This is a genomic window from Aeromonas simiae (genome assembly GCF_014892695.1).
GTDB classification, from domain to species: domain Bacteria; phylum Pseudomonadota; class Gammaproteobacteria; order Enterobacterales; family Aeromonadaceae; genus Aeromonas; species Aeromonas simiae.
The window spans coordinates 735941-748636 of sequence record NZ_CP040449.1 but is presented as its reverse complement, the minus strand read 5'-3'; the positions used below and the strand labels follow the sequence as shown (position 1 = coordinate 748636).

The 12696-nt window shown below is 64.6% G+C and carries 8 protein-coding genes; 3 read left to right on the top strand and 5 right to left on the bottom strand.

Annotated features, from left to right (window positions below):
* Window positions 1-3: 3 nt before the first annotated feature.
* The 4 genes from FE240_RS03535 to FE240_RS03520 form a co-directional block, all read right to left on the bottom strand.
* Window positions 4-2595: a glycosyl hydrolase family 18 protein gene (locus FE240_RS03535; RefSeq protein ID WP_193003407.1), complete on the bottom strand. Its 2592-nt coding sequence runs from the start codon at window positions 2593-2595 to the stop codon at window positions 4-6.
* 378 nt (window positions 2596-2973) lie between these two features.
* Entirely contained in the window at window positions 2974-6429 is a 3456-nt protein-coding gene (locus tag FE240_RS03530; RefSeq protein WP_193003406.1) for a hybrid sensor histidine kinase/response regulator, read from the bottom strand.
* A gap of 19 nt (window positions 6430-6448) precedes the next feature.
* Complete coding sequence (locus FE240_RS03525; RefSeq protein ID WP_193003405.1) at window positions 6449-7579, bottom strand: 3-phenylpropionate MFS transporter; 1131 nt, start codon at window positions 7577-7579, stop codon at window positions 6449-6451.
* Window positions 7580-7682: 103 nt separating this feature from the next.
* Window positions 7683-9758, bottom strand: coding sequence for a TonB-dependent hemoglobin/transferrin/lactoferrin family receptor (locus FE240_RS03520; protein ID WP_193003404.1), 2076 nt, complete (start codon window positions 9756-9758; stop codon window positions 7683-7685).
* Between the two features lie 153 nt (window positions 9759-9911).
* Here FE240_RS03520 and FE240_RS03515 point away from each other — a divergent pair, with 153 nt between their 5' ends.
* From FE240_RS03515 to FE240_RS03505, 3 genes are read left to right on the top strand one after another with little or no spacing between them, the layout of a single operon-like run.
* Window positions 9912-10853, top strand: coding sequence for a ChaN family lipoprotein (locus FE240_RS03515; protein ID WP_193003403.1), 942 nt, complete (start codon window positions 9912-9914; stop codon window positions 10851-10853).
* Window positions 10854-10872: 19 nt separating this feature from the next.
* Complete coding sequence (locus tag FE240_RS03510) at window positions 10873-11400, top strand: isochorismatase family protein (protein ID WP_193003402.1); 528 nt, start codon at window positions 10873-10875, stop codon at window positions 11398-11400.
* A gap of 13 nt (window positions 11401-11413) precedes the next feature.
* Window positions 11414-11818, top strand: coding sequence for a hypothetical protein (locus tag FE240_RS03505; RefSeq protein WP_226798969.1), 405 nt, complete (start codon window positions 11414-11416; stop codon window positions 11816-11818).
* 89 nt (window positions 11819-11907) lie between these two features.
* Here the strand turns inward: FE240_RS03505 and dmpE are convergent, their stop codons facing one another.
* Window positions 11908-12693: a 2-oxopent-4-enoate hydratase gene (dmpE, locus tag FE240_RS03500; RefSeq protein ID WP_193003400.1), complete on the bottom strand. Its 786-nt coding sequence runs from the start codon at window positions 12691-12693 to the stop codon at window positions 11908-11910.
* Between the last annotated feature and the right edge of the window lie 3 nt (window positions 12694-12696).

The following is a 12696-nucleotide window of genomic DNA, read 5'->3' as shown; positions in this document are numbered from 1 at the left end:
CCGTTACGGGCAGCTAGCAGCGCCAACATCTACCCAGGCGTCCGAGGCGCCCGGCTCGTTGCCACGAGTCCAGTACTGCGCCTTCCACTGGCGACCATTGTGATTGACCAGCGCACCGCCGTTGTAAGCCACGCTGGCATCCCAGCCCAAGGTCACCTTGCTCACCAATTGCCAGGCATCGCTGCTGCCGCTCGGCTCATTGCCCTGAGTCCAGTACTTGGCCTGCCACACCAACTGGTTATGGCTCACCTTAGCGCCGCCGTTATAGACGGCGCTGGCCTGCCATGCCGGCCAGTTGGCGGCATCGGGATCGCTCACCTGGCAGCCGCTGCCGGCGGCCTTAACGGTCAGGCGGGTGCTGGCACTGGCATCCAGGCTGCCGTCGGAGACGGTCAAGGCCAGATCGTAGGTGGTGTCACTGCTCACGCTCGGCGCCGTTACCACCAGGGTGGCACTGTCCTGACCGGTGGCACTCAACCCAGCCGGCAGGCTCCACTGGTAAGTGAGCGCATCCCCATTCGGATCGCTGGCACTGGCCTGGATCGTGACCGACTGCCCCGCCACCGCGCTGAAGCTGGCCGGCAGGGTGACCACGGGCGGCAAGTTAGCCTGCGGCGCCTTGTTGGTCACCACCACCTGATCGCTCGCCTTGAGCCCTTGCTCGTCGGTGACGGTGAGTTCAAACGTCAATGCCACATCGCTGCTGACCGCCTCGAGCACCACGCGGGCCTTGGCCGAGCTGGCGTCAAGCAGGGTCACTTGGGGCCCAGCCACCTGCTTCCAGGCATAGGTGAGGGCGCCATTCTCCGGATCGTGGGAGGCGGCGCCATTGAGGCTCACCTCGGCCGGGCCGGTCACCGCTACATCGCTGCCGGCATTGGCCACCGGCGGCTTGTTGACCGGCGGCGTGGTGCCGCCATCGCCGTGGCCGAGCCCCTCGTGCATGGCGTTGAGGATGTCGCCGTTGTCGGCGTCGATCTCCCAGGCAAACAGGCCGCCGAGCTGGTTGGCCAGCACGTACTGCCCCTTGGCCTTGACCGAGCGCTCGTTGTCGAAGGTGATGAGATCGCCGCTGTCCGCCTTGAACACATAAGGGGCCTCGGCCTGCTCGTCATAGCCTTGCTCCCAGCCGGCGCCCATGTAGTCACGCACGATCTGGCGATAGTCGACCACGCCGGCCTCCCAGGTTCCCTTGATGGGGGCGCTGGCCTTGCCGGTGAAGGGGTTGCCGGCCTGATAACCGCTCACCCCGGTCCAGCCACGCCCATACATGGCCGCACCCACCACCACCTTGGCCGGATCAACCCCTTGGCCGAGCAGCGCCCTCACCCCCTTGTCGGTGGTGTACTTGGTGGCCGGATCCCAGCTCGCTGGGTAGAGGTTGGTCTGGTGGCCCAGCTCGGTGTTGCTCCAGGCGCCGTTGAAGTCGTAACTCATCAGGAACAGGTGATCCATGTACTGCTGGGCCGCCTTGTAATCCACCTTGGCAATCTTGTCGCCACCGGCACTGATGGCCGACGTGAGCTCGTACTGGCGTCCGGTCTGGGCCTCCAGCTCGTCGAGCATGGCGCGCAGCTCCTTCATCAGCAGCACATAGGTCTCGCCATCGCTCGGACTGCCGAGCGCCGGGTTGGCCCCCAGCCCGCCCGGAAACTCCCAGTCGATGTCCACCCCGTCGAAGAACTTCCAGGTTTGCAGGAACTCCTTGACCGAGGCGACGAAGGTGTCGCGCTTGGCCTTGTCGCCGAGGAAGTGGAACGGATCGGAGAGGGTCCAGCCCCCGACCGAGGGGAGGATCTTGAGATCCGGATAGGCGCGCTTGAGCGCCATCAGGTTGCCGAAGTTGCCCTTGTAGGGCTCATCGAAGGCCGACAGGCTGCCCTGCGGCATCTGGATCGCCGCCCAGGGATCGTGAATGGCGACCTTGAAATCCTCGCGCCCGGCGCAGGCACGTTGCAGCGCCTCGAAGCTCCCTTCGATGGACTTGAGGCTGTCGTTGATGCCGTTGCCACCGCAGATGGGGGTGAAACCATAGAGGATGTGGGTCAGGTTCTGGGCCGGGATCTTGTCGACGGTGAACTTGCGCCCATAGACTCCCCACTCGACATAGTAGGCCCCGACCACCTTGCCCGACTTGTTGGCATAGGGCTTGTTGTTCTCCTGTAGCGGCGCCTTGAGCGGCAACAGGTGGCTGCCGTCGGTGTCGGCCACCAAAATTTCGCGCGGATCGGAGAGGGTGCAACCATCACTGTTGCACAGGGCCACCTGCAACTGATAGCGCCCGCCCTTGGCCACCTTGAAGGTGGCGCTGCCGGCGGCGGCAGAGGGGCCGGACCAGGCCTCCTGACCATTGAGCAGCACCTTGGCACTCTGGCCGACGTCGCCGCTCCAGAGGTTCCAGCTCACGCTGACGTCGGCGGCCTCCTTGACCTTGACCAGCTTGGCGTAAGAGGTGGCGGCCTGATCGACCTCGACGATGGAGAACTTGGTTTCGCCCCAGCCTAAGGTCGGCTTGCCGGGGGTGGCCGCCTGGACGGCAGGCATGAACAAGGCGCCGACCAGAGCGGCCAGCATGGTGGGTTTTGGACTTAGCATTGTTGAATTTCCCTATTTCGTTATCGACTCGAAAAGGGCCACGCAGCCTGACAGGTACCGCAGACAACAACGCCCACCCCTTGGCGAGGGCGGCGCAACAACCCGTAGTGGTCCCCCTGACCTCGTCGGATCCGGGTGGACGTTGCGTACCGACCGACTGGCCGGCTTGCCCCATCACTACTTCATTCGCGACAAAAAAAATCGCTCGCCGACTATAGAGGCAAGTGAGAGCACCGGCCAGAGGGGCCGAGAGAAGAAAAAGGGACGCCGCATAGGGTGGCGAGGATAAAATCAGCAAAAGTAAGCAAAGATGCAGCCATCTCCTATGAAACGGCCGCCATCGTGAAAAACAACAAAAGTGTGATTGTGTGAACCGCCTCACTCGTGGCTCTGCAATACCCCGTTCATCAGGCTGCGCAGCTTGAGCGGTTTGACCGGCTTGCTGATATAGCCGTAACCCTGCGCACGAATGCGGGCCAGCAACGTTGCATTGCGATCGGCGCTGATGACGATGCCGCGGATCTCCTCACCATAGGTGTGGCGCAATTGTTCGAGCGCCTCGATACCCGTCTGTCCGTTATCGAGGTGGTAATCAGAGAGCACCATGGCCGGCAGAAAGCCATCTTCCACCAGCGCCATGGCGCTGTCGGCATCTGCGCAGCAGGCCACCTCACAGCCCCAGCGGCCGAGCAAGGAAGCCATCGCCTGCAAGATCTCCGGCTCGTTGTCGATGCACAGCACCCGCACCCCGTCGAGCAGATTGACGGTCTGCGCCGCAATGGCCGGGCGCGGCGCCTGGGGCCGGCGACTGCGCGCCAGGGTCAGCGAGAACACCGACCCCTGCCCTGGCCAGCTACGCATGGCGATCTGGTGGCCGAGCACATTGGCGATGCCACGGGCGATGGCGAGCCCCAATCCCAGCCCCTGCTCGCGGGCGGTGCGCGAGTGATCGAGGCGCTGGAACTCCTCGAAGATCTCGCTCTGCTTCTCCTGCGGGATGCCGGGACCGTTGTCCCACACCTCGATGCACACCCGCTCCCCCACTCGGCGACAACCGAGCAGCACCCGGCCTCCCGGGTTGTAGCGAAACGCATTAGTGAGAAAGTTCTGTAACACCCGGCGCAGCAGGCGAACGTCGCTGTGCACCAGCAGCGAGCTGGGGATCACCTCAAAGCGCATCCCCCCGGCCTGGGCCAGCACCCCAAACTCAGCCCGCAGAATGTCGAACACCTCGGCAAGCGGAAAGTCGGTCATGCGCGCCTTGAACTTGCCCGCCTCGAGCCGGGAGATGTCGAGCAGATCCGAGATGAGATCCTCGGCCGCCTCCAGCGCCGTGTCGATGCGCTCGGCCAAGCGCGCCGGCTCACCATCGGGCAGTTGTTCGCGCAGGGCCGAGGCGAACAGCTTGGCGGCGTTGAGCGGCTGGGTCAGATCATGGCTCACCGCCGCCAGGAAACGGCTTTTGGACTGGTTGGCCCGCTCCACCTGCTGGTTGACCGCCAGTAGCTGGCTGTTGAGCGCCGAGAGTTCGCGGGTGCGCTCGGCCACCCGCGCCTCGAGCAGCTCGTTGGCCTCGCGCAGCAGCTTCTCTGCCTCGCGAAACGGGGTGATGTCGCTGAAGGTCATGACAAAACCGCCACCGGGCATGGGGTTGCCCTGCATCTCGATCACCCGGCCATCTGGCCGCTCGCGGGCCGAGACATGGCGGCTGCCGCTGCGCATATGGGCCACCCGCCGCGCCACCTGGGCCTCGACCTCTCCCGCGCCGCACAATCCCTGGCTGGCGTTGTAGCGGATGATCTCCTCGATGGGGCGCCCGACCTGCACCAGACCGGGCGGGTAGTGAAACAGCTCCAGATAGCGGCGGTTCCACGCCACCAGCTTGAGCTCCCTGTCCACCACCGAGATCCCTTGGCCGATGTGCTCGATGGCCCCTTGCAGCAGACCCCGGTTAAAGCGCAGCAGATCAGACGCCTCGTCGACGATGGTGGCGATCTCCTCGAGCTGCATGTTGTGCCCTTGCAGGGCCGAGGCCAGCACCAGCCGTGCCGAAGAGGTACCAAACACCCCGGCCAGCAGCCGCTCGGTGTGGGAGATAAGATCCGGCGTCGCCTGCATGTGCGGGGCCAATGTGCCCCCATGCTCGGCGGCGAAGCGGCCGAAAGCCCGTTTGACCCGGCTCGGGCCGAGGAAGCGGGTGGCCAGCATCTCCAACTCTTTGACCGTGACCCGCGCCTGATAGAGGGCCGAGGTGTCGCGGCTCGGCTTGCCGACGAAGTTGGCGGCCTGCAAGCGCTCACTCACCGCAGGGCGTGAGAGCAGCGAGCCCGCCACATAGCCCGCCAGATTGAGCAGCAGGCTCAGCAGCAGGCACCAGGCGGTGACGCTCACCTCGCGCAGCAGCGGCAGATCGGGTGGGGCCAGCAGCGCAGCCAACGGTGAGCCGGCCAGCATGCCGCTTTCGTGCAACAAGGTCATCAGCCACAGGCTGAGGCCGGGCACCAGCCCCAGATAGACCCCTTTGCGGTTACCACGCCGCCAGTAAAGGCCAAGCAGCAGGGCCGGGGCAAACTGGGCCACGGCGCCAAACGAGAGATACCCTATCCCCGACAGGCTGGTCAGCTCACCGAGCCAGAGGTAGAGCCCCCAGGCGGCCAGCAGGATCAGCAAGATGGCGGCGCGGCGCACCCGCAGCAGCAGCCGGGCCAGCCGCTCGTCCTGCCCGCGCTGCCAGTAGCGGCGCAGCAGCACCGGCAACACCAGATCGTTGCTCACCATGATGGCCAGCGCCAGGGTCGAGACGATCACCATGCCGGTGGCCGCCGAGGTGCCGCCGAGGAAGGCGAGCAGGGCCATGGCATCAAAGCCGAGGGTATGGGGCAGGCTGATAACGAAGGTATCGGGCGAGACACCGGCCCCCAGCCAGTGATGGCCGGCCAGCGCCAGCGGCCAGATGAAGATCCCCATCAGGAACAGGTAGGCGGGGAACAACCAGCGCGCCCAGTGCAGATCCTGCCCCTGATGGTTCTCAACCACGGTGACATGGAACTGACGCGGCAGGCAGATGACGGCGCACATGGCGAGCAGGGTGTAGATAGCCAGCTCTATCCCCTGCCCCGCATCGAGGGTGATGGCTTCTTCCAGAAACTGGCGGCTGGCCTCGGTCTGCCACACCCCCTCCTGGCCGAGCAGCAGCCAGAGGGCAAAGCCCCCCACGGTGAGGAAGGCGAGCAGCTTGATCACCGACTCAAAGGCGATGGCCACCACCAATCCCCTGTGGTGCTCGGTGGCATCGAGATGGCGGGTGCCAAACAGGATGCTAAACAGCGCCAGCAGCAAGCCTACCACCAGGGCGAGGCCGGCGCGCCCGCCCCCCTCTTGGGCTACCATGCCGCCGTCGCTCAACATATCCAGCCCGAGCACGATGGCTTTTAGTTGCAGTACCAGGTAGGGGAGCACCCCCATGATGGCCACCAGGGTCACCAGCATGGCCAGGTGCTGCGACTTGCCATAACGGGCGGCGATGAAGTCGGCGATGGAGGTGATGTGCTCGCGCTTGGCCACCAGGATGAGGCGCGCCAGCACCCGCCAGCCGAACAGGAACACCAGCATGGGGCCGAGGTAGATGGGCAGTGGCGCCCAGGGCGCTATGCTCGCCTGCCCGACCGTGCCGTAGAAGGTCCACGAGGTGCAGTAGACGGCGAGGGACAGGCTATAGAGGATGGGCTGCCCCGGCAGACGCGCACGGCGGCGCAGATCCGCCACATGGGCGATGAGAAACAGCAGCCCCAGATAGGCCAGCGATACCCCGATGAGCAACCATCCCTGTTGCATGAGCGCCTCCGTGCGCGAGTCAGGCCAGTTCGCGCCGTGGCCGCAGCCAGAGCGCCGGCAGGGCGAACAGGGCCATCAGCCAGAAGATGCCCCCCTGCCACTGTTCGTAAAGGCTGCCGCACAGCGCCATCAGCACCGCCACCGTCATGCCGAGCGCCAGCGCGGAGTAGAGCGCCTGGGTCGGGATCTGCCGCTCTGGCGCCAGCTCGCGAGTGAGAAAACGCACCGCCGCCAGGTGGCTGACGCAGAAGGTGACCGCGTGCAGCAGCTGGGCCAGGATGAGCACCCCGAGTTCGGTCGAGGCGCCGAGCAGGCTCCAGCGCACCAGACAGCCGATGGCCCCCACCACGAACAGAGGGCGGGCGGGCAGGCGTGACAAGTAGCGCCGGTCGGCGGCGAACATGCAGATCTCGGCCACCACCCCGAGGGCCCACAAGTAGCCGATGGTGCTGCCGCTGTAGCCGGCCGCCTTCCAGTGGATAGCGCTAAAGCCGTAATAGGCGGCATGGCTGCCCTGCAACAGGGCGGCGATGAGCAGGAAGCGGCGCACCGCTGGATCGCGAAAGGTCTGCCACAGGCCGGCGCGCGCCTTCTCGCCCACCACGTCGCTCGGGGCGGGGTGCAGCGGCAGCCAGCTCAGCACCATTAGCAGCAGCAGGCCGGCCATGATGGTGTGCAAGATCCAGTCGCTGCCCTGATGGCTCACCAGCAGCCCCACCAGGGTGGAGGCAACGATGAAGGCAAACGAGCCGAACAGGCGCACCTTGCCGTAGTCGAGATGCACCTGGATCACCATGCGGGTGGCCAGCGCCTCCCCCATCGGCATCAGGGTCGGGTAGATGAAGTTGGTGACCAGGGTCAGCACCACCAGCCACCAAGGAGCGTGACCGGCATAAAAACCGAGGAAGGCGAGCAGGCTCAGCAGGCAGAGCAGCCGGGTGACCGGCAGCAGCTGGGCCGCCCCCTTGACTCGCCCCATCACCAGCAAATTACCGGCAAAGCGGATGGCCATGCCCGCCCCGAGCAGAGTACCTATCATCTGGGGAGAGAGCCCCACCCCCTCTAGCCAGAGCGACCAGAACGGCAGGTAGGCGCCGTAGACGAAATAAAAGGCACTGAAGAAAAGCGCCATCCAGGCAAAGGCAGGCATACGTCCTCGTAGGGGCTTAGTGCGGAGCCGGCATGATAACCGATCTCCCAGCCATTAGGACACGATTGAAGAGGGGGCCTTTCAGCCCCCACTTGCGGTTCAATCAGAACTGGTACTTGATGCGGGCACTCAGGCTGCGTCCCGGCTCGGTAAACTGGGCGACATCGCTGCCGGCCCCCTTGCCCGCCACGCTCTCGTAGTTGACGTACTCCTTGTCGAGCAGGTTGAAGACGCCCACATTGAGCTGCAACTGGGGCAGCGGGGTGAACTGGGCATAGATGTCCCAGGCAGCCCAGCCGGCGGCCCCTATATTGTCGTTCCCCTGACTGTCTTGGCTCACCTTGTCCATGCGGCTGGCAAAGCGCAGCGCCGTGTTGAGGTTCCAGTTCGGCTGCTCGAGGCGCGCCCCGACGCTTCCTTTGAACGGGCTCAGCTCGTTGATGTAGTGGCCATCCCCATCCTTGCCCTCGATATAGGCCAGGTTGCCCCAGACGTTGATCATGTCGCTGACCCAGTAGTCACTCTTGGCCTCTAGCCCCTTGGTGCGCACGTCATCCAGATTCTGGTACTGGTAGAGGGTGGTGCGGCCCTCCTGGCCGATATAGGTGCTGGTGATGAAGTCCTTGTACTGGGTGTAGAAGGCCGACAGCTCGTAGTTGAGGCGGCCGTTCCCGCCACGCACCCCGGCGTCGATCCCATCACTGCGCTCGGCGTTGAGATCCGGGTTCGGCTCGATGCGGTAGAAGTAGCCGCTGTGATTCAAGGTGGCGAAGGCCTCGTCATACATGGGGGCCTTGAAGCCGTGACTGTACTGGGCAAACAGATTGGCCAGGGGATGGGCCTTGTAGACCAGCCCCAGCTTGGGCGATAGCTCGCCGTCGGAGAAGGTCTTAAGAGCGCTGCCGGTGTAGGCCGGATCGTCGTCGGGCTTCATCCGGTAGTAGTCGTAGCGCAGCCCTGGCGTCAGCACCCAGCGCTGGCCAAATCGCACCTCATCAAATGCCCACAGGGCGCCGCGCTGGGTGGTGGTGTCGGGGAAGCTGGTCTCATCGTAGTCTGGGAAGGTGCCGCTGAAGGCCGCCGTCTTGAGCCGGCGGCGCTCGTTGTTGCTGTGCTCGTAATCCATCCCCCAGGCCAGGCGGTGGGCGCCGGCCTCCTTGGCGAGCTTGAGCTGGGCCCCTAGGCTCTCCTGCTCGAAGCGGTTGCTATCAAACGAGGTGAGGTAGTAACGGGAGGCAAAGGCGTACTGATCGAGATCCTGCTTCATGCGAGAGTAGTAGAGCTTGCTGTCGACCCGATCGACCCAGCTTGCGTTGAGGGCGATGCCGTGATCGAGCATGACCGAGAGGTTGTCGGTTTTTTTGTCGGTGATCGGCTGATCGAAGGTCGATACCCGACTCGATGCCGGCAGATCCACATGGTGCGGATCCATCCCCTCATGCAGATAGTTGACGCTCAATTGCAGGAACTGCTCGGCCGAGACGTGCCACTTGCTCTTAAGTAACAGCGCATGATTGAGCACATCGAACTCATTCTGATCGCCGGCGTGGTTCTGGGTCACCCCGCCATCACGCCAGGTGTAGCGCAGCAGACTCTCCACATCGCCGCTGCGCAGGGCCCCCGTGATACCTGCGCTGTGCTGGTGGCTGGCCGACTGATAGCCGGAGCTGACCTCGAGATGGCGCGCTTTCCCCTTGAGGACGTCGCTCGCCTCCTTGGTGGTGATGGCGATCACCCCACCCAGCGCGTCAGAGCCGTAAGCCGCCGAGGAGGGCCCCTTGGCCACCTCGACCTGCTTGATCATGTCGGTGTCAAAATAGGTCTGTCCCACACCGCCACTGCTGTAGGCGTTGTTCTGGCGCACCCCGTCTTGCACCACCTTGACCCGGTTTTTGCTCATGCCGCGGATGACGAAGGTCGAGGTCTCACCGCTGCCGCCCACCGTGGTCACCCCCGGCTCGTAGCGAAACAGCTCGGCGGCATTGCTCACCCCCTGCTCCTCGATCTGCTTGTCGGTCACGACTGTGATAGGGCTGGAGACATCTTCAAGCTTCTGGGCCATGCGCGATCCGCTGACGACCATGACCTCGTTGACGCCCTTGTCGGCCGCCAGCAGAGGGGAGATCATGGCGCTGCCGACGGCCAGCGCAACTAGGGTGCGGGTGAATGAGTGTGCCACGGGAAATCATCCTTAATGAGAACGGTTATCAAGTGGAGCACATCCTATCCGAACCCGAAAAAAGATCAATGATAATGCGAATTAATATCATTTGGTTGATGTTATTCACCGGCTCATTACAATAACGCTGACCTTGCCATCGATGGAGCAACCATGCGCGCACTCCTGCTTATCACTGCCCTGATGCTAGGTGGCTGCGCCCACCCCAATAGCGCTCCCACCACCCTCTATGACTACCGGCTGACCACGGCCCAAGGGAAGGAACTGACCCTGGCCCAGGCCGCTAGGCGGGTGAGCGATGCCGACATCATTTTGGTCGGCGAACTGCACACCCATCCTGCGATTCACCTGCTACAGGCCCGTCTGCTGGCCGAACTCAGCCAAGGGCCTCGCCCACTGGCCCTCTCGCTGGAGCAGTTCAGCCGCGCCGATCAAGGTGTGCTCGATGCCTACCTGGCCGGGCAGCACGGGGAGTCGGCCCTGATCCGCGATGGTCATGCCTGGCCCAACTACCCGAGCGACTACCGCCCACTGGTGGAGTTTGCCAAGGCCCATCACCTGCCGGTCATCGCCGCCAATGCCCCCAAGGCGCTGGTGAGCTGCATCGGCGAGCAGGGGCCGCTGTGGCTCGAACAGCTCCCCCCTTCCCGCCGTGCCCAACTGGCCCGCACCCTGACCCTGAAGGAAGATGACTACCAGCGCGCCTTCATGGCCTCGCAGCACCATGGCGATCAGGATGCCAATGCGCGCCGTTTCGCCGCTCAGACCGCCTGGGATGACACCATGGCCGAGAGCATGGTGGCATTTTTGGCCCGCCATCCGGGCCGGCGCCTCATGCACATCGCCGGCAACTTCCACGTACAGGGCGGGCTGGGGCTGGCCAGCCGCATCGCGGCGCGCAATCCGGCCCTCACGCTGGCGCTGATCACCCCGGTCACCGACGCCAAGATGGCCCCCTTCGGTCGCCCCGCCGATGTCGAGATCCACGTCGCGCCACTGCCGGAGCGCTGGAAAAGTCGTGAAGAGATGAAGCAGGAGATGGCATCATTGCAAAGCGCCCGCGCACGCGACTGCCGCCGCTGGCTGCAACCCTGAACGACCGAGGAGAGAGAGCATGGATGTATTGCTGGTGATCGACATGCAGCGAGGGCTGTTTGAACAGCCGCGCCGCAACGATAAACAGGTGATCGGGAACATCAACCGTCTGGCCCGCTCGGTGCGTGCACAGGCGGGGCACGTGCTCTATGTGCAGCACGATGGCCTGCCGGGCGAGGCGATCGCCGTGGGCACGCCGGGTTGGGCACTGCATCCGGATCTGGAGGTGGACGAGATCGACGGCCATCTGCGCAAGAGCGCCTGCGATAGCTTTCTTGGCACCGATCTGGCGGCCCGGCTGCGCATCCTTGCCCCCCGCCGTCTGCTCATCACCGGCTGCGCCACCGACTTTTGCGTCGATACCACCTTGCGCAGCGCCGCCGCCCTCGGCTTCAACGTGGTGGCCGTGAGCGATGCCCATACCACGGCCGACCGCCCCCACCTCAGTGCCGAGCAGATCATCGAACACCACCACTGGATGTGGCAGGGGTTGATCCTGCCTGCCGGTAAACATGTTACCCTGCTGCCCACAGATCAGCTCGTCTGAACGGAGTCCGCCCTTGCGTCTGTTACTGCTGTTGTCCCCTGCCCTGCTGCTGACCGCCTGCGCCTCCCTGCCGGGGTTGCCCGGTGGCCAGAGCGAACCGCCCGCCCTCTTCACCACCCACATCAACGAGGAGGGGAGCAAGCGCTTCGTGTTCGAATCAGCGCCACTGGAGCGCCGCCCCGGTCTCTCGCGCTCGGACGACGAGGGGCAATTGCAACGCCCACGCAAGAGCCTGCTGGAGACCCGCGAGGCGCTGCAAGAAGGTCGCATCGCCGGCTGGCTCACCGACAAGCAGTACTGCCGCGAGGGATTCATCGTGCTCTCGCGCACCTCGTGGAAGGTGCGTGGCGAATGCAATGAGACCGCCACCGACGCCGACCGCCGCGCGTTTCCCAACCGCATCGGCAGCAACGAATAACAAAACGGGCAGCCAAGGCTGCCCGCTCTTCCCATGACAGGCGCCCAGTGTGCGCGCCCCGACCATGGCATGACCACGGCGCGTAGGCGTCAGGTAAAGCGCACCGAGGCGCTGCCCATCCCCCCCACCGAGACGGTCATGAAATCCCCCGCCTTAACGGGCTCCAGCGGCACCAGAGCCCCCGACAGGATCACTTCACCGGCCTTGAGGGCGATGCCCTGCTCACCGAGGGTATTGGCCAGCCAGGCCACGCAGTTGAGCGGATTGCCCAGCGCGGCCGCACCGGCGCCAGTGCTGATCACGGCGCCATTTTTCTCCACCACCATGCCACAGGTCGCCAAATCGATCCGGCGCGGTGACACGGCGCGATCCCCCAGCAGGAACAGGCCGCTGGAGGCGTTGTCGGCCACCGTGTCCTGGATCGCTATCTTCCAGTCGTGGATCCGGGAATCCACCACCTCAAAGCAGGGGATGAGGCACTCGGTCGCGGCCAGCACATCGGCGGCCGTGATGCCGGGGCCCAGCAGATCCCGCTTTAGGATGAAGGCAATCTCTCCCTCTGCCCGCGGCTGGATCAGGGTCGAGCTGACCGGCATCTCGGCCCCCTGGCTGTAGACCATGGCGTTGGTCAGAAAGCCAAAATCCGGTTGCCCCACCTTCAGCATGTTCTGCACCGCCTTGGAAGTGAGACCAATCTTCTTGCCGATGACCCGCTCCCCGTCCTGCTCACGGCGTTGCAGCATGTGCAAGGAGATCTGATAGGCATCGGCCAGGGTGATGTCGGGGAACCGCTCGGTCAGCGGGGCCACCGTCTCTCGCTGGCGCAGTGCCATGTAAAGCTCGTCACCACAGGCGCGGATCTGTTCACTGTGCATCTC